This window comes from Sphingopyxis sp. GW821-FHT12F08, from assembly GCF_058806755.1.
Map to the genome: position 1 here is coordinate 26588 of NZ_JBXAQA010000008.1, position 18308 is coordinate 44895.

12 protein-coding genes are annotated in these 18308 nt (G+C 67.6%); 6 read left to right on the forward strand and 6 right to left on the reverse strand.

Annotation, left to right across the window (positions count from 1 at the left end; all coding sequences use genetic code 11):
- Position 1: 1 nt before the first annotated feature.
- Genes AC1RNQ_RS19920 through gdhA form a run of 3 tightly spaced genes read right to left on the reverse strand, consistent with a single transcriptional unit; the run spans position 2 to position 4940 of the window.
- Positions 2–1975 (reverse strand): heme-binding protein, encoded by a 1974-nt coding sequence (locus AC1RNQ_RS19920; protein ID WP_493173990.1) that lies wholly within the window; start codon positions 1973–1975, stop codon positions 2–4.
- Between the two features lie 53 nt (positions 1976–2028).
- Positions 2029–3534, reverse strand: a complete 1506-nt coding sequence (locus AC1RNQ_RS19925) for a multiheme c-type cytochrome (protein WP_493173992.1) — start codon at positions 3532–3534, stop codon at positions 2029–2031.
- Positions 3535–3584: 50 nt separating this feature from the next.
- Positions 3585–4940: an NADP-specific glutamate dehydrogenase gene (gdhA, locus tag AC1RNQ_RS19930; protein ID WP_493173994.1), complete on the reverse strand. Its 1356-nt coding sequence runs from the start codon at positions 4938–4940 to the stop codon at positions 3585–3587.
- 160 nt (positions 4941–5100) lie between these two features.
- Between gdhA and AC1RNQ_RS19935 the strand changes: the two genes are divergently transcribed.
- On the forward strand, positions 5101–6051 hold the full coding sequence (locus AC1RNQ_RS19935; RefSeq protein WP_493173996.1) for a tetratricopeptide repeat protein: 951 nt from the start codon (positions 5101–5103) through the stop codon (positions 6049–6051).
- A gap of 174 nt (positions 6052–6225) precedes the next feature.
- Here the strand turns inward: AC1RNQ_RS19935 and putA are convergent, their stop codons facing one another.
- Positions 6226–9315 carry a bifunctional proline dehydrogenase/L-glutamate gamma-semialdehyde dehydrogenase PutA gene (putA, locus tag AC1RNQ_RS19940; protein ID WP_493173998.1) on the reverse strand — a complete coding sequence of 1030 codons (3090 nt, stop codon included), beginning with the start codon at positions 9313–9315 and terminating at the stop codon, positions 6226–6228.
- A gap of 98 nt (positions 9316–9413) precedes the next feature.
- Between putA and AC1RNQ_RS19945 the strand changes: the two genes are divergently transcribed.
- Positions 9414–9884, forward strand: a complete 471-nt coding sequence (locus tag AC1RNQ_RS19945) for an Lrp/AsnC family transcriptional regulator (RefSeq protein ID WP_493174000.1) — start codon at positions 9414–9416, stop codon at positions 9882–9884.
- A gap of 207 nt (positions 9885–10091) precedes the next feature.
- On the opposite strand, the gene AC1RNQ_RS19950 is transcribed toward AC1RNQ_RS19945, so the two are convergent.
- Both AC1RNQ_RS19950 and AC1RNQ_RS19955 read right to left on the reverse strand, forming a co-directional pair.
- Positions 10092–11039, reverse strand: coding sequence for an acyl-CoA dehydrogenase family protein (locus AC1RNQ_RS19950; RefSeq protein WP_493174002.1), 948 nt, complete (start codon positions 11037–11039; stop codon positions 10092–10094).
- A complete protein-coding gene (locus tag AC1RNQ_RS19955; RefSeq protein ID WP_493174004.1) occupies positions 11039–12244 on the reverse strand; it encodes an acyl-CoA dehydrogenase family protein in 1206 nt (401 codons plus the stop codon). Before AC1RNQ_RS19955 ends, AC1RNQ_RS19950 begins: the two co-directional genes overlap by 1 nt.
- Before the next feature lie 424 nt (positions 12245–12668).
- Here AC1RNQ_RS19955 and AC1RNQ_RS19960 point away from each other — a divergent pair, with 424 nt between their 5' ends.
- The 4 genes from AC1RNQ_RS19960 to AC1RNQ_RS19975 all read left to right on the forward strand — a co-directional run bounded on the left by AC1RNQ_RS19960 (position 12669) and on the right by AC1RNQ_RS19975 (position 18226).
- Complete coding sequence (locus AC1RNQ_RS19960; protein ID WP_493174006.1) at positions 12669–14891, forward strand: TonB-dependent receptor; 2223 nt, start codon at positions 12669–12671, stop codon at positions 14889–14891.
- A 2-nt stretch (positions 14892–14893) separates the two neighbouring features.
- Positions 14894–16120: a cytochrome P450 gene (locus tag AC1RNQ_RS19965; protein ID WP_493174008.1), complete on the forward strand. Its 1227-nt coding sequence runs from the start codon at positions 14894–14896 to the stop codon at positions 16118–16120.
- The gene (locus tag AC1RNQ_RS19970) at positions 16117–17001 is read left to right on the forward strand and encodes a helix-turn-helix domain-containing protein (protein WP_493174009.1); all 885 of its coding nucleotides are present in this window, start codon (positions 16117–16119) and stop codon (positions 16999–17001) included. Before AC1RNQ_RS19965 ends, AC1RNQ_RS19970 begins: the two co-directional genes overlap by 4 nt.
- Before the next feature lie 112 nt (positions 17002–17113).
- Positions 17114–18226: an NAD(P)-dependent alcohol dehydrogenase gene (locus AC1RNQ_RS19975; RefSeq protein WP_493174011.1), complete on the forward strand. Its 1113-nt coding sequence runs from the start codon at positions 17114–17116 to the stop codon at positions 18224–18226.
- The last annotated feature ends 82 nt before the right edge of the window (positions 18227–18308 follow it).

Consider the following 18308-nt stretch of genomic DNA (forward strand, 5'->3'; position numbering starts at 1 on the left):
TCTAGAGTCCGTCGCAGACATTTTGCTGCGCCGTGTCGAGGAAGGGCGCGAAGGGGCAGGAGACATAGCGCAGCCGCACGCTGGCGCCGCCCGCCAGATTGACCACGACGCGGTCGGCGCGGATGCCGGTGGGCGCATTGCCGATGCCGCCGACACGCGCACCGCCGTTATGGAGCCCAAGGAAGCTCACCATATCGTCCTGGTCGATGCCGTCGCCCGACACCCCGATCGCGCCGACCAGCGTGTTGCCGCGATAGATGGGCACCGAGCCCGGGAAGATCTGGATGCCGTTGGCGATGCGTTTGCGCCCGAGCGAGGTGTCGGGAACTTGCGTGCATTGCTGCGCGGTGTCGGGGCTGGCGCCGTTGCTGACCACGAAATTGAGGTGCTGGACGATGTTGAGCGCGACGAGATCGACCTGCAGCCCGACCGCGAAGGGGCTGAACTGCGCCGCCTGTTCGACCGAGAAGGGCCCCGCCGGGCGCGCGACCTCGCCGTCGGGAAAATAGGGCCGCGCAAGGTTGCCCACCGAGCGATCACCGAAGGCCGTGCCGCCGCTCAGCGCCGCGGGATCGTTCAGGAAGGTGCGGGTGCGCTGGATATAGGCGGGCACATTGGCGACGCCCGGCACGACCGGGGTCGCGAGCAATTCGGGCGCGGCGCGGCTGCCCGACAGGAAGGCGACCGTACGCGCCTTCTGCAAGGACACGTCGGTGCCGAAGATCGGCGCGTCGGGCGAGCGGACGATACCCAGCACCTCGCCATTGGTGTCGACGAGGCTGATCGTCGCCTGCATCCGGCTGTCGAGCGGGCGGCGGATTTGCGCGCGCGCGCGGGAGAGGATTGTGAAGGCTTCTTCGAGCACCGCGCGCACCTCGGCGGCGGAGAGCGGCTGCGCCACCGCCGCGCCGTCGGTGCCGGCGCGGATCGGATAGCGCGGGGCGCCGTTGCCATCGGTGAGCACGAAGGCGTCGCGGTTCGAGAATTCGCCCGCGGTGCTCGCGCGAATGCCCGACGCCTCGGTGCCATAGACGGTGCCCGCAATGAGCGTGCCGTCGGTATAGCCGGTGACCGGAATCAGCGCGCCCTGGCTGCCGTTGATTGCGCCGAAATTGGTCTGGAGCGGCGACAGGCTGGCGGGCGTCGCGTCGCTGAAGCGCAGCGAGGTGCCGTCGACGGTGATCCGCTCCGCACGGATGGCTTCGGCCGCCGCGAAATTCTGCGTGCCGGCAAAGGCGATCGCTTCCTCGTCGTCATTCTCGATGTCGAGGATATTGGGGTCGAAGCCGTAATCGCCGTCGCCCATCACTCCGATGCCGCCGACCACGACGCCGTTCTTGTACAGCGGGAAGCCGCCGGCATCGGCGGCGAGGCCGAGCGGCGAGCGCTTCGGCCCGATCAGCGCGCCGGCGCCGCCGCCGGGGACGAAGCGCCGCGACAGGTCCGAGCAGGGAAGCTGGCTGAACTGCACCCCGAACAAAGGCCCGCTCTCGAGCCCGACGGTTGTCGGCGCGGGCGGGAAATGTTCCTGGACGATCTGGCTGGCGGTGCGGCTCGAAAAGGCATTGCCCCCGCTCGACAGATAGGCGCCGGTGATCGCCTTGGCGATCGCCGCGGCGGCGGCGGGGATCGTCGCGCCCTGCAGCGCGATCTGCGCCCCCGCGGGCGCCGGGCCGTCGATGCGGTTGCGGCTGACCACCGCGGTGTCGGGCGCGCCGGTCATCTTGAACACCGCGAGCACGTTGCCGACGCGGTCGGTCACCGCGATGATCGACGGGCGACTGCGCGCGCGCGCCTCGCCGACCGCCTGCGCGATGATCTGCTGGACGTCGGCGCTGCTGAGCGATTCGGCCGCGGGCGGGGTGAAGAGCCCGCCGGTCGGAGTGGGTGTGGGAGTCGGCACAGGAGTCGGGGTCGGCGTGCCGCCGCCACCCCCGCCACCACCACCGCACGAGGACAGGAGCAGCGCGGCCATGGCGGCGAAAGCGGTCGAGCGGAAGAGACGGGTTCGGTTCTGCATGTCGGTCGTCAGCGCAGCGCCCGGATCGCGCGCACCGCGCTGCCCAGCGATTGCTGGAATTGCACGGGCTTATAGGCGTTGGGGTCCTTCACCGCGGCATAGGCGCGGTCGATGTCGCCGCGGATGCCCGCCGCCGCGCCGACGGTGATGCGCCCCGACGAGACCATCGAATTGAGCAAAGTATCGACCCCCATCACCGCCTGCTGCGAGCCCGAAAAGTCGGTGAAGCGCTCGCTCACCGCCTTGGCCGAGATCGCGTCGACGAGCGCGAAGGCGTCGGTGCCCGAGAAATTGCGCGACGCGAAGGCGCGCTTCAGCGCCGCGACGGTCTGGCCGAGCTGCGCCGCCGCCGCCTTGGCGCTGTCGCGATCGACCGCCATCGCGCGGTGGAAGGCGGCGGTGCGCGCCGCGAGCTGGTCGGCGAGCCCCGGCGCGGCGATCCGCGCCGCGGCGGACAACATGATCAGATTTTCGTCATTATAGGGCGGCATGCCTTCGGGATAACCGCGCCCGTCGCCCAACGCCCGCCCGGGATTGTCCAGGCTCGTCTTCACCGGCTTCGCCTGGTCGAAGATCGGGCGGTGGCAGCTGTGGCAGTCGAGGAAATAGAATTCGGGGAACATCCCCTCGGTCCCGCGCTTCGACTGGAAGAGCTGGAGGCTGCGTTCGAGCGCCTCGGCCTGCCCGACCGCCCACATCTGGACATGGTCGGTGCGCGCACCCGCGGCGCCGAACTTGCGCCAGCCATAATCGGCATCCTCCTGATGATGCGCCTGGAGCGAGGAGAAGAGGTCGAGCTCGAAGGCGATGCGCGGATGCCCCGCCGCCATGATGCGGTGGGTGACGAACTGCCCCTCGCCCGCCGAACCGAAGTGGCAGTCGACGCACACGCCCGCGCGCGCCACCGGATCTTCGAGCTTCCGCAGGCCCGCCGAGAGATTGGCGAGATGCTTGTCGCGCATTTCGCGGTCGGGATCGGCGTTGGTGCCGACCCCGGCATAATGGCTGGCGATCCAGCCGCCCGCCGGGCCGTGGCACGATTCGCAGCCGACGCCATCCTCGAGCGGGACGGTACCGCGCATCGCGCCGCCCGCCGCGTCGATCGCGCCCTTGCTACTGTGGCAGCCGAGGCACATCGGCGCGGTCGCGGCGTCCTTCAGCCCCAGGTTGCGCGCAATGAACTGGCTACGGCTGTTGCTGAGCACCGCCCACGCACGGCTGTGCGCTCCGCCGGGGGTCGAGGGCTCCTGCCATTTCATCAGCTCGTCCTGGCGGACGACGGTGCCGTCGCCCTCCATCCGGCCGTGGCAGGTCGATCCCGCGCACGAGGCGACGCCGGTGTAGCGCCCGGCGACCTCGCCCTGCGAGCGCGCGGGCGGGGCGGCGATAACGGCCGCCACGGCAAGCGTCGCCAGCATCAGCACGAGAGCGGCAAACGCCACGAGCCCCGGCCGGACGGCGGCAAACGCCGCCGAGGGCCGATCGCGGCGCTCCTTTCCAGCGTGCGTCGTCATCGCAGAACCCCTTTTACCCCGCCGGGCGCTTTTGCACCTCGACCGCCGTCTTACACCACCCCGAACGCGAGCATCGCGTCGGCGACCTTCTTGAAGCCCGCGATATTGGCGCCCTTCACATAGTCGATATAGCCGCCGCCCTGGTCGCCATAGGTCAGGCAGCTCTTGTGGATTCCGTCCATGATGTCCTTGAGCATCTGCTGCAGCTCGCTTTCCTTCCAGCTGCGGCGTTCGCTGTTCTGGCTCATTTCGAGGCCCGATACCGCGACCCCGCCGGCGTTGGCGGCCTTGCCGGGGGCGAACATGATCTTCGCATCCTTGAAGACATGCACGCCTTCGAGGTTGGTCGGCATGTTGGCGCCTTCGCTGACCGCGATGCAGCCGTTCTTGACCAGCTCACGCGCGTCGTCGCCGAGCAGCTCGTTCTGCGTCGCGCAGGGCAAAGCGACGTCGCACTTGACCCCCCATGGCGTCTTGCCCGCGGTGAAGCTCGCGCTCTTGAACTCCTCGCAATATTCCTCGATCCGGCCGCGGCGGTGCGTCTTGTGCGCCTTCACCCAGTCGATCTTTTCCTGGGTGATGCCGTCGGGATCATGGATGAAGCCCCCCGAATCGGAGAGCGTCAGCACCTTGCCGCCCAATTGGACGATCTTTTCGGCGGCGTGCGTCGCGACATTGCCCGAGCCCGAGATCACCGCACTCTTGCCGACCAGGTCCATGTCCTTCGCCGCGAGCATGTTCTGGAGGAAATAGACCGCGCCATAGCCGGTCGCCTCGGTGCGGATCAGCGAGCCGCCCCATTCGAGGCCTTTGCCGGTCAGCACGCCGGTGAATTCGTTGGTGATGCGCTTATACTGGCCGAACATGAAGCCGATTTCGCGCCCGCCCACGCCGATGTCGCCCGCCGGCACGTCGATGTCGGCGCCGATGTGGCGATAGAGCTCGGTCATGAAGCTCTGGCAGAAGCGCATGATCTCGCGCACGCTCTTGCCCTTGGGGTTGAAGTTCGACCCGCCCTTGCCGCCGCCCATCGGCAGGCCGGTCAGCGCGTTCTTGAACGTCTGTTCGAAGGCGAGGAATTTGAGCACCGATTCGGTGACCGACGGGTGGAAACGGATGCCGCCCTTGTACGGGCCGATGGCATTGTTGTTCTGGACGCGCCAGCCGCGCTGGACGCGGATATTGCCCTTGTCGTCCTCCCAGCAGACGCGGAACGAGACGACGCGGTCGGGCTCCGCGATGCGCCGCAATATCTGCTGCGCGTGATATTCTTCCTTGTCGGCGATGAAATCGAAGATGTCCTCGGCGACTTCCTGCACCGCCTGGACGAACTCGGGCTGCCCCGGGTTGCGCTTCGACACACCCTCCATGAACGTCTTGAAATCGACGTGATCCGAAACTGCCATGCACCCCTCCCCTGTTGGCCGGGAAAATTCGGTGCGACCCCATTTTGCGATTTTATCGTTGACCGACCTCGCCCCCCAAAGGCTACACCATCGGGGAGCAAAGGCAAGCCGCGACCGCGCCGGGCGGTCATTTTTTCGCAGGCGCACAAAAGGGGCAAAAATGAGCGAGAGCAACGAGATGGCCAAGGCGGCCGGCACCGGCATGACGCGGGCGAACGGCCTGATCCTGATCGCCGCCTTCGTGCTGCTGGCGGGCGCGATCGGCTATGCGATCTGGCGCGACCGCGCGGGCGAAGCCCCCGCGGCCGCGGCCGAAACCGGCGCCTTGCCTTCCGACCAACTCGCCGCGCTCGAGGCGCGGACCAAGGCCGAACCGAACAGCGCCGACGCGTGGACGCAGCTCGGCGCCGCGCGTTTCGACCTCGGCGATTTCGCCGGCGCGGCGACCGCCTACGAGAAAGCGACCACGCTGTCGCCCGATTCGGCGGGGCTGTGGTCGGCGCTCGGCGAGGCGCGGGTGATGGCGAGCGAGCGCGACCCGATGCCGGCGGCCGCGCTGCAGGCGTTCGAAAAGGCGGTTGCGCTCGACGCCAGGGACCCGCGCGCGCGCTATTTCATGGCGGTGAAGAAGGATATCGGCGGCGACCACAAGGGCGCGATCGCCGACTGGTTCGCCTTGCTCGAGGACACGCCGCAGGGCGCGCCGTGGGAAGCGGACCTCCGCCGCACGATCGAACAGGTCGGCGCGATCCACAAGATCGAGGTGGCGGGCCGGCTGGCAAGCACGCAGCCGCGCCCACTGACCGCCGACGAAATGCCCGTCGCCGCGCGCGCGATCCCCGGGCCGAGCCGATCGGACATGGAAGCCGCCTCGCAGCTGCCCAAGGGCCAGCAGGACGCGATGATCGAGGGCATGGTGAGCGGGCTCGAAGCCAAGCTGAAGGCCAATCCGGGCGACGCCGACCGCTGGATCATGCTGATGCGCAGCCGCATGACGCTGGGCGAGACCGCGAAAGCGGCGCAGGCGCTGAAGGACGGCATCGCGGCCAATCCGGGCGCGGCGGCGCGGCTCAAGGCGCAGGCGCAGTTGCTGGGGGTGCCGGGGGCTTAATTCTGGCTCGCACAAAGCCACGAAGCCACAAAGAATATTTTCCCCGTTCGCCCTGAGCTTGTCGAAGGGCCGCTCTTGCTTCGGACGCTTGAGGAAGGACAGTGCTTCGACAAGCTCAGCACGAACGGAGTTTGGTGTCCCCTTTGTGGGTTCGTGGCTTTGTGCAAGCCAATCTTACCCCGCCATCAGCGCCGCATTGCCGCCCGCCGCGGTAATATCGGTCGAGATCGATTTTTCCTCGGCGAAGCGGAAGAGATAGTGCGGCCCGCCGGCCTTGGGGCCGGTGCCCGACAGGCCGCGGCCGCCGAAGGGCTGCGAACCGACAATCGCGCCGATCTGGTTGCGGTTCACATAGACGTTGCCGACCGCCGCCCGCGCCGCGACATGCGCCGCGACGCCGTCGATGCGCGTGTGGACGCCCAAAGTCAGGCCGTAGCCCGAGGCGTTGATCGCATCGATCAGCGCGTCGAGCTCGCCGCCCTTCCACGTCGCGACATGGAGCACGGGGCCGAAGATTTCGCGCTTGAGATCGGTGACGGCGTCCAGCCGGATCAGCGCCGGGCGGACGAAATGGCCGCCGGGGGGCAGGTCGCCGCCCGCCTCGGCGAGCACGCGGCCCGACGCGCGGGCGTCGGCCACGTAAGTCGCGATATTCGCCTGCGCCTCCTCGTCGATGATCGGGCCGGTGTCGGTCGCAAGCAAGGCCGGATCGCCGACGGCGAGTTCGGCCATCGCGCCCGCGACCATTTCGATCATCCCTTCGGCGACATCCTCCTGCACGCAGAGCAGGCGCAGCGCCGAACAGCGTTGGCCCGCCGACTGGAAGGCCGAGGCCACGGCATCGCGCGCGACCTGCTCGGGGAGCGCGGTCGAATCGACGATCATCGCGTTCGCGCCGCCGGTTTCGGCGATCAACGTCGCGATCGGGCCGTCGCGCATCGCGAGGCTGCGGTTGATCAGCCGTGCGACCTCGGTCGAGCCGGTGAAGGCGACGCCGATGACGTCGGCATGCCCCGTCACCGCCGCGCCGACCGTCTCGCCGCGGCCGGGGAGGTAGTGGAGGATCTCGGCGGGAATGCCGGCTTCGTGGAGCAGCTCGACCGCGGCGCGGGCAATGAGAGGGGTCTGCTCGGCGGGCTTCGCCAGCACCGCATTGCCCGCGGCAAGCGCCGCCGACACCTGCCCCAGGAAGATCGCGAGCGGGAAGTTCCACGGGCTGATGCAGGCAAAGACGCCCTTGCCCTCGAGCATCAACTCGTTGCGTTCGCCGGTCGGGCCGGGGAGCGGCAACGGATGGGTGAAATGCGCGCGCGCCTGGCCCGCATAATAGCGCAGGAAATCAACCGCCTCGCGCACCTCGGCGACCGCGTCGACGAGCGTCTTGCCCGCCTCGTCGATGGCGAGCCCCAGGAAGAGCGCGTCGCGCTCCTCGAGCAGGTCGGCGGCGCGTTCGAGCCGCTCGGCGCGGAAGGCGCCGCCCGCGAGGCTCCAATCCTCCTGCACCTGCCGCGAGGCGACGACGGCGGCATCGACCGCGGCGGCATCGGCCTCGATCACCGAGCCGATAACGGCGCCGGTCGCGGGGTTGTGCACCGGCACGGCGGTGCCTGCCAGTGAGCGACCCGCGACGATCGGCGCCGCAACGGAGTTCACGCGGCGCACCTTGGCGATCGCAGCCATCAGCGCCTCGGGCACGCCGGGGTCGCCAAGGTCGTAGCCGCGCGAGTTACGTCGCTCGGGGTCGAGCAGGGTTAGACCGGTGGCGATCGTGGAGACTTTGCTCGCGATGCTGCGCGGGTCGACTGCGAGCTGTTCGGCGGTGACGTCGGGATCGGAGAATTGATGCACGAAGCTCGAGTTCGCACCATTTTCGAGCAGGCGGCGGACGAGATAGGCGAGCAGGTCGCGGTGCGTGCCGACGGGGGCGTAGACGCGCACCGGGCGCGGCGGCGGGAAGAGCCCAACGATGGCGTCGTGTGCGCCCTCGCCCATGCCGTGGAGTCGCTGCAGCTCGTAATCGGCGCCCGCGAACAGCTCGGCGACGAAGGCGAGCGTCATCGCATTATGGCTGGCGAAGGCGGGGAAGATCGCATCCTGCGCGTCGCGGAGGATTTGCGCGCAGTGCATATAATTGAGGTCGGTGTGGTTCTTCGCGGTGAACACCGGGAAGTCGGCGAGCCCGAGCGTCTGCGCGCGCTTGATCTCGGTATCCCAGTACGCGCCCTTGACGAGCCGCATCGACAGCTTGACGCCGCGCGCGCGCGCCTTGGCGGCGACCCAGCGGATCACCTCGGGCGCACGCTTCTGATAGGCCTGGACCACGATGCCCAGCCCGGTCCAGCCGTCGGCGATGCCCGCATCGATCAGCGCGGCATAGACGTCCATATGCGGTTCGAGCCGGTCGCTTTCCTCGGCGTCGATCATCAGCGGGATGTTCACCGCGCGCGCCGCGCGGGCGAGTTCGATGACGCGCGGGATCAGTTCGTCGCGGGTGCGGGCAGGCTGCAGATATTCGTAGCGCGGGTGGAGCGCCGACAGCTTGATCGAGATGCCGTGATTGGCGTGCGGGTCGCCCGCCTTCGCGTTCTTGCCGATGCGCGCGATGGCATTGGCGTAACTGTCGTAATAACGCTGTGCGTCGTCCGCGGTGCGCGCGGCTTCGCCGAGCATGTCGAAGCTCGCGAGTTCGCGCTTCTCCTTGTCGGCGCGCTTGACCGCGGCGTCGATCGTCTCGCCCATCACGAACTGCTGGCCAAGCATCTTCATGGCCGCGAGCGACGCCTGGCGGATCACCGGCTCGCCCGAGCGGCGGATCATCGACTTGAGCAAGGCGAGCGGGTTCGCCTTGCTGCCCATCGCGTCCAGCATCAGCGTCGCCGAGCCGAGCGACAGGCCGCGCGCCGACAGCGCGACGATCAGCGGGCTGTCCTCGTCCTCGCCCTCGTTCCAGCGGCGCCCGGCGATCTTGTCGCGGATCAGCGCATTGGCGGTCGCGCTGTCGGGCACGCGCAGCAGCGCCTCGGCGAGGCACATCAGCACGACGCCTTCCTCGGTCGAGAGCCGGTAGCGGTTCATCAGCTGCGCGACGAGCGTCTCGCGCTCACCCTCGGCCTTCGCCTTGCGGATCAGCGCGAGCCCGCGCGCGGTGGTTGCCTCGACGGTGGCGGGCGAGCGGGCGAGTTCGGCGCGCAGGCCCTCGACGATATCGGTTTCGGGACGGCGGGCGAGGGCGCGGATGGCGGCGCGGTCGGTGGGCTGGGTCATGCGCCTTTCTTAGCAGATGGCGCGAAGTCGATCCGACTTTATTAACCGCCTGTGATTTATGTTTTGACCAATTTTAGAAGATTTCTTAGTCTGAACATATGAAAAATACATCATCCATGGTCGATCTGGACGAGTTCGACCGCAAGATCCTCGCCATCCTCGGGCGCGATGGCCGGATCACCTACACCGACCTTGCCGCGCGCGTCGGGCTGTCGAAGACGCCGTGCCAGCAGCGCGTCAGGCGGCTGGTCGACAGCGGGCTGATCACCGGCTTTCGCGCGATTGTCGATCCCGCCAAGGTCGGGCTCGACCATGTCGCCTTCACCGAGGTCAAATTGTCCGACACGCGCGAGGAGGCGCTCGGCCGCTTCAACGCGGCGGTGCGGCAGATCCCCGAGGTCGAGGAATGCCATATGATCGCGAGCAGCTTCGACTATCTGCTGAAGGTGCGTACCCCCGACATCCGCCGCTACCGCATCGTGCTCGGCGAGAAAATCTCGAGCCTGCCGCATGTCGCGAGCACCTCGACTTTCGTGGCGATGGAAACGATTCTGGAGTCGGCGCGCTGAGCGCCATCACGTCACGTCCGCTCGATCCGGCTGCGCTGAGAAAATTGTTCGCACAAAGCCACGAAGAAAGCGTGCCAAACGCGGCAAGCTCTTTGAAAGCCGACGGTTCAACCGAGAACTCGCTCTCCGAGCGAACCCCTTTGTGGCTTCGTGGCTTTGTGCGAGAATATTGAGCGCCCACGCCGTGGTCATTCACGGCATCGGCAATTAGCCCGGCAGCCGCTCGCGCACATAATCGACCGAGCGACCAGGATCGGCCAAGCGTGCGGCGCCGAGCAGCCGGTTCCAATAGGTCTCCGACCCGTCGGCGAGGCGCCATTCGTGGAGGCGGCGGGTGAAGAGCTGGAGATCATGCTCCTCGCTGATCCCGATCGCGCCATGCACCGCATGCGCGGTCGCGGCGACGCGCGCGGCGGCGCGGCTGGCGATTGACTTGGCGGTGGCAGCGGCGACGAGCGACGGCGGGAAACTGCCCGCACAGCCGAGCTGCGAGGCGATGCGCGCGGCGACCATTTCCTCGGCCATCACCGCCATCTGTTGCTGCAGCGCCTGTTGCCGCCCGATCGGCTTGCCGAACTGGACGCGCTCATTGGCGTAAGCAGCGGTCATGGTCGTGAGCCGCTCGGCGGCGCCCGCGATCAGCGCCGCGCGCAGGACCGCGGCAGGACCACGCAGGCCTCCCTCGGGGGCAGAGGCCACCGGAGCAGGAAGCGCACCGAGATCGAGCCGCGCGGCAAGGCTGGCGGGCACACCTGTCGGCTCTCCGGATGCTTCAATCAGGTGGAGCTCGCCCTCCGCCTCGACCAGCACATGCGCCGCAACCAGACCGCATGGGACAACGACGGCAGCCCCGTCGGCAACCGCCAACGCGAGCGGCCCTTCGGGCGCTTCGGCCAGCAGCGCCCGCACGATCATCGTTTCGCCGACGGGCAGCGGCACCGCGTGGCGGCCGAGCGCCATCCATAGCGAATGCACCTCCGCCAGCGGCAGACCTGCGCCGTCGCGATCCTCGGGCACCAGCGCGTCGAGGAAGCCCGATTCGATGAAGGCACCCCACATCGCGTCGGTCGATCCGCCATGCTCGATCGCACGCACCGCCGCCGGGGTTGCGATATCCTCGAGCATCCGCTCGAAGGGTTCGAGAAATTCGCTCATCACCGTAACCCCATTCCGCGCGCGATGATGCCGCGCAGCACCTCGCGCGTGCCGCCGCGCAGCGAGAAGCTGGGCGCCACATGGGTCACGAACATCAACGTGCGATAAAGCTCGGCATCGACCGCCTCGTCGAGATGCGCGCCGAGATCGTCGCCGATCGCCACCGGCAGCTCCTGTTCGAAGGCGGTGCCGAGGTCCTTGACCAGCGACGCCTCGGTCACCGGGCTTTCGCCCAAGGCCAGCCGCGCGGTGCAGGCGACCGACATCGCGCGCAGCGTCGCGAGGCGCGCGGTAAAGTCGCCGACGAGCGCGCAGGTCGCGGTATCGTCGCGGCCGAGGGCGCGCAGATGTCCGATCCATGCGTCGAGCAGCACGACACTCGAATAGATGCGCTCGGGCCCGCTGCGCTCGAAAGCGAGTTCGGCGGTGACCTGTTTCCAGCCCTCGCCCTCGTTGCCGATCAGCGCGTCGTCCGCCAGCTCGACATTGTCGAAGAAGACCTCGGCGAAATGCGCGTCGCCCGCGAGATCGGTGATCGGGCGCACGGTGACCCCGGGCGCCTTCAGGTCGATGATCAGCTGCGACAGCCCAGCGTGGCGATCCTCGCTGGTGCCCGAGGTGCGGAGCAGCGCGATCATATAGTCGCCGTGCATCGCATTGGTCGTCCAGATCTTCTGCCCGTTGACGCGCCAGCCGGTTTCGGTGCGCTCGGCGCGCGTGCGCACGCTCGCGAGGTCCGAGCCCGAGCCCGGCTCGCTCATCCCGATGCAGAAGACGAGTTCGCCGCGGCAGATGCGCGGGATGTAAAAGTCGCGCTGCGCCTCGCTGCCGTAATTGAGGATCAGCGGCGCGCTCTGGCGGTCGGCGATCCAGTGCGCCGCGACCGGCGCGCCCGCCGAGAGCAGCTCCTCGACGACGACGAAGCGCGCGAAGGGTCCGCGCTCCTGCCCGCCATAGGCCTTGGGCAGGGTGAGGCCGAGGAAGCCCGCTTCGCCGAGGCGGCGGCTGAACGCCGGATCGAAGCCCGACCAGGACCGCGCGCGGACGTCGGCGGGCACCTTCGCCGCCGCTTCGTCGGCCAGCGCGCGGATCGCGGGACGCAGCGCCTCGTCCGCCGCGGGCAGGCTGGCCAGGGTGAGCGTATCGAACAGCGGTCGTCCCCTTCGCTTTGTTTTCGCCTGTGCGCCTATTGTGCGGGGCGGCACGCGGCAAGGGTCTATGTGAATAGCGGACCTACGGCGATGGCGGGTTCGGGGTGGAGGGCGGACGTCTCACAATTGTCATCCCCGCGAAAGCGGGGACCCAGGGTGTGCGTCGGCTGACTCCACACTGGGTTCCCGCTTTCGCGGGAATGACTAGGTAAGGGAACCGCAGCTAACGCCCGAAGCCGGCCAAACTGCGTTTGTGACAATGAATGCGCGCAGAGGCGCAGAGACCGCGGAGAGGAAAGACTCACCGTCTCTGCGGCCTCTGCGCCTCTGCGCGAATATGAAATAGTCTTCGACCGTTCCCGCCCCGCGCAAGAAATGTCAAAACTCGTTGCAAGCCGGGCTAAAGCCAGCGGTCGCCCAAGCGGCTAATTTCCTGACGATCAGGCTCGCAGAAGCCGGTTTTACGGGAGTAAGGATCATGGCCGTTTCGCCCTATGCGCGTGCATTTCTTGCGGCGCTTTCGCTTTCGACATCGACGCTGGCGCTGGCGCAGGAAGCGCCGCCCGCCGACGACGGCGCCGCGAGCGACGGCGATATCGTCGTCACGGCGCAGCGCCGCGAACAGTCGTTGCTCGACGTGCCGCTCGCGGTCACCGCGCTCGGCGGCGACAGCCTCGCCGAGCGCGGGATCACCAATTCGGCGCAGCTCGGCGATGCGGTGCCGAACCTGCAGATCAACAGCCCCTATGGCGACACCCAGCCGAACTTCTCGCTGCGCGGCATCGGGGTCGCCAACGAATATAACAGCAACCAGGCCTCGCCGGTCGGCGTCTATCTCGACGACGTCTATCTGGCGCCGCGCACCAGCCACGGGATGGGGCTGTTCGACCTCGACCGGATCGAGGTGCTGCGCGGACCGCAGGGAACGCTGTTCGGGCGCAACACCACCGGCGGCGCGATCAACTTCATCACGAAGAAGCCCGGCCTCTCGGGCACTGACGGCTATGTGCAGGTCGGCTACGCCAATTTCGACACCTTCACCGCGCAGGGCGCCGCCGAGGCGACGCTCGCCGAGGATGTCGCCGGGCTGCGCCTCGCGGTGAATTACGCCAAGGGCGACGGGCAGATCAAGAATGTCTTCCCCGGCGGGCGCGACGCCAATTCGATCGACACGCTGCAGGGCCGCGCGTCGCTGCGCGTCAAACCCACTGAGACGCTCGACGTCGTGCTGCGCGCCTATGCCGGGCGCGACCGCGGGACGCAGGCGGCGGTGCACGGGCTCGGCGCCTTCCGCACCGGGCTCGATTTCTTCGAGACCAACGAGAATCGCATCGGCGAGAACCGCACCGACGCCTGGGGCTTTTCGGCGAATATCGCGCTCGAGCTCAGCGACACGCTCAGCCTGACCTCGATCACCAGCTATGACGGCGGCAAGCAGGATCTGCAGCAGGCGGCCGACGGGTCGCCGCTCGACATCCTCGATATCAACTGGCTCTCGAACTATCGCCAGTTCAGCCAGGAGCTGCGCGGCAATTATGACGGCGACGGGCTGACCTTCGTCGGCGGGCTCTTCTACGGCTGGGACCGCAATATCACCGACAACAGCTTCAACCTGCCGCTGCCGCCGGCGGGTGGTTTCTTCCAGCATTACCGGCAGGTGCGCAAAAGCTACGCCGTCTTCGGGCAGGCCGATATCGACCTGGCCGACCGGCTCGTGCTGACGCTCGGCGCGCGCTACACCAAGGACAAGTCGCGCTACGACGACGCCTTCGCCTATCTGTTCATCGGCGGGGTCGACGATGTGCAGACCCCGATCGCGACGACGGTACCCTGTCCGGGCGTCGCCGGCACCTGCGCCTATGACCCCGCCGCGCGCTTCGCGCTCGCCGACACGAACAATGCGCTCACCGGCCGCGTGGCGCTCAGCTACACCTTCGACGACGGCCCGCTCGTCTATGCGAGCTACAACCGCGGTTATCGCGCTGGCGCGGTCAACGGCGGCGGCTACACCTCCTCGTCGGGCATCGGCTATATCGAGCCCGAGCGCGTCAACGCCTATGAAATCGGGATCAAGGGCCGCGCGGGCGGGCGCCTGCTCACCTATGCCGCCTCGGCCTTCTATTACGACTATTCGAACCAGCAGCTGCAGGACACGCGCGCGGGGCCCGTCTCCTTCCTGGTCAACGCGCCGTCGTCGGAGGTCTATGGCTTCGAGGTCGAGACGACGCTGCGACCGGTCGATGGTTTCCGCATCGATGCGTCGCTGGGCTGGCTGCATTCGAAGTACAAGGAGCTGACGCTGCAGGGCGCCGACCTGGCGGGGAACGAACTGCCCTTCGCGCCGAAGCTCACCGCGCAGCTCGGTTTCGACTGGGATGTCGTGGACGTCGCGGGCGGAACGGTGAGCTTCGCGCCGAATGTCGCCTATTCGAGCCGGCAATATTTCTCGCCGTTCAACGAAGTGAACGCGCCGGGTACGCCGCAGGTCAATTCGGAATTGCAGCAAGGCGCCAATGCCAAGGTCAATGCCTCGCTCAGCTGGTCGAACGACGCGCTGACCGTCCGTGCGTTTGCGAACAATATTTTCGAGCGCAAGACCTATGGCTATGGCCTCGACCTGCGCGGCGCGGGCTTCCCGTACAACTTCCTCGTGCCGTCGGCGCCGCGCACCTATGGCGTGTCCTTGCGTTACAGCTTCTGACGATGACCGACCTCGGGACTATCGATCTTAGGGACCCCGACCTCTATGTCGGCGCCATGCCCTATGCCGAGCTTGCGGCGCTGCGCGCCGCGGGCCCGGTCCACTGGAACCCCGAGAGCGATGGCGCGGGTTTCTGGGCGGTGCTGGGGTTCGACGATATCGTCACCGTGTCGCGGCAGGCCGATCTTTTTTCCTCGGCGCACGAAAATGGCGGGCACCGCATCTTCAACGAGAATGAGGTCGGGCTGACCGGGGCGGGCGAGTCGGCGATCGGCATCCCTTTCATCTCGCGCGATCCGCCGACGCATACGCAATATCGCAAGTTCGTGATGCCGGCGCTGTCTCCGGGCCGGCTCGAAGGCATCGAAGCGCGCATCGCCGAACGCGTCGAGCGGCTGTTCGCCGATGTGCCGCTGAACGAGACGATCGACATCCTCCCGCTGCTCACCGTGCCGCTGCCGCTGCTCACCCTCGCCGAGCTGCTCGGCGTGCCGGCCGAGATGTGGCATGACCTCCACCGCTGGACCGACGCCTTCGTTGGTGAGGACGACCCCGATTTCCGCCAGTCTCCGCAAGCGATGCAGGCGGTGATGGGCGAGTTCATCGGCTTCGCGTCGGCGCTGTTCGACGAACGCCGCGCGAGCCCCGGCCCCGATATCGCCTCGCTGCTCGCGAACACCGAAATCCATGGTCAGCCCGTTCCGCTCGGCGACTTCATCGGCAACCTCATCCTCGCGCTCGTCGGCGGCAACGAGACGACGCGCAATTCGATCAACCACAGCCTGATCGCTTTCGCGAACAACCCCGATCAGTGGGACAGGGTCCGCGCCGACCCCGGCCTGCTGCCGAATGCGGTCAAGGAAATGGTCCGCCATGCCAGCCCCGTCATCCATATGCGCCGCACCGCGACGCACGACACCGAGCTTGGCGGGGAGCAAATCCGCAAGGGCGACAAGGTCGTCGTCTTCTATCCCGCCGGCAACCGCGACCCCGCGGTCTTTCCCGATCCCGACGCCTTCGATATCGCGCGCCCGATCCGCCAGCATCTCGCTTTCGGCGCAGGCACGCATGTCTGCGTCGGATCGCGGCTTGCCGAGATGCAATTGCGACTCGCCTTTGCCGAAATGGCGCGTCATGTTCGGCGGATAGAGATTGTGGGAGAGCCGGTTCGCGTGCGGTCGAACTTCATCAACGGCTTCAAGCGGCTCGATGTCAGGCTGATAGCGTGAAACAGGACGGCGTCTGGGATAATAAGGAAATCATCTGCGACGTCCTCGGCCGCGCGCCCGACGTCGAGATGGGGTCGATCGGTGACGGCTGGTCGCTCTGCCGCTGGCGCCAGTTCGTCGGCAGCTATACCCTCCCCGCGCTGCCGCAGCCGATCTTCACCGTCCATGTCGCGGGCAAGCCGCAGGTCAAGACCTGGGACCGCGATGGCTGGACCGAGACGAGCTCGATCCCCGGCTGCGCGACGATCGTCCCTGCGGGGATGCCGACGGGCTGGCTCGTCGACGGCGAGCTCGACGTCGTGACGCTCTCGATGTCGTCGGACGTGCTCGCGGGCCAGCCGCACGCCGACCAGTTCAACAAGATGCGCTTCGCCTTTGCCGATCCGCTCGGCGTCGCGCTCACCCGCCAGATCCTGTCCGAACTCTACGCGCCGCAGGCCGAGGAGCGCACCGCCTATGTCGCGGCGATGGTGAATGCGCTCAAGGCGCATATCCTCTCGGGCCCGCCCGCGCACGGCAACCCTACCGAGATCCCGGTGTCCGATTTCTCGGCCTACCGCCTGCACAAGATCATGAACGCCGTCCTCGCCAACCCAGCCGACGAGCATAGCCTGGAGGCGATGGCGGCGGTGGCGGGGGTCACGCCGTCGCATTTCTGCCGCCTGTTCAAGAAGGCGACGGGCATCTCGCCGCACCAATATGTGATGAAGGCACGGCTGGACCGTGCGCAACAGATGCTTGTCCAGACCGACCTCACCCTCGCGGCTTTGTCGGAGGCGACGGGTTTCACCAGCCAGAGCCATTTCAGCCGCGCCTTTCGCGCCTGGTTCGGCATGGCGCCGAGCGACTATCGCCAGCAGGAACGGCGCGGGCTCCACTGAACGGCACAACAAACACCCCCTATCTCGTCATCCCGGCGAAGGCCGGGATCTCCACGGCAAGGGAATACGCAACGATGAGATCCCGGCCTTCGCCGGGATGACGGAGACAAGGATGACAGAGGCACAGGCCGCAATAGTCCGTCAGCCCGGCGGCGAGTTCACGATCGAGACGATCGAGGTCGAGGCACCGCGCGCGGGCGAGGTGCGGGTGCGCATCGCGGGCGTCGGCCTCTGCCACACCGACCTCATCTTCCGCGATCAGTTCGCGCCTTTCGCGCTTCCCGGCGTGCTCGGCCATGAGGGTGCCGGCGTGATCGAGGCGATCGGCGACGGCGTCGAGGGGCTGGCGGTCGGCGACGCGGTCGTCGTCGGCTTCTCGAGCTGCGGCGCCTGCCCGCGCTGCGACGAGCATCTGCCGAGCTATTGCCAGAGCTTCGTGCCGCTGAACTATGCCGGGATGCGGCTCGACGACGGGTCGACCGCCTATTCCAAAGGCGATGAACGCGTCACCTCGCATTTCTTCGGCCAGTCCTCCTTCTCGGCGCTCACCGTCACCCGCGCGCGCAATGTCGTGAAGGTCGACACCTCGAAGGTCGCGCTCGAACTGCTCGGGCCGCTCGGCTGCGGTTTCCAGACCGGCGCGGGCGGGGTTATGAACTCGCTCGCCTGCCCCGCGGGATCGAGCATCGCGATCTTCGGCGGTGGTCCCGTGGGCCTCGCCGCAGTGATGGGGGCGGTGATTCAGGACTGTTCGACGATCATCCTCGTCGAGCCGATTGCCGCGCGGCGCGATATCGCGACGGAGCTTGGTGCGACACATGTGATCGATCCGGCGGAGGCCGGCGATCTGGCCGCCGCCTTGCGCGCGATCGTCCCAGCGGGCCTCGACTTCGCCTTCGATACCAGCGGCGTCGTGCCCGTGATCGAGGCCGGGCTTGCCGCGCTCGGCAGTCATGGCGCGATTGGGCTCGTCGGCGTGCCATCGAAGCCCGACGCCGCGATCAGCGTCAATATCGCCGCGCTGATGACCCCCGGCCACCGCATCATCGGGATCATCGAGGGCGATAGCGATCCGCAAAGCTTCATCCCCGAACTGATCGCGCATCACGCCGCGGGGCGCTTTCCCTTCGACAGGCTGATCAAGACCTTCCCGCTTGCCGAGATCAACGAGGCGCTTGGCGCGCAGGCGCGCGGCGAGTGCATCAAGGTCGTGCTGATACCTTGAGAAACACGCGCCAAAACTCCGTTCGCCCTGAGCGTGTCGAAGCCTGTCCTGAGCGCCTGCAAGGCAGTCGAAGGGGGCCGCT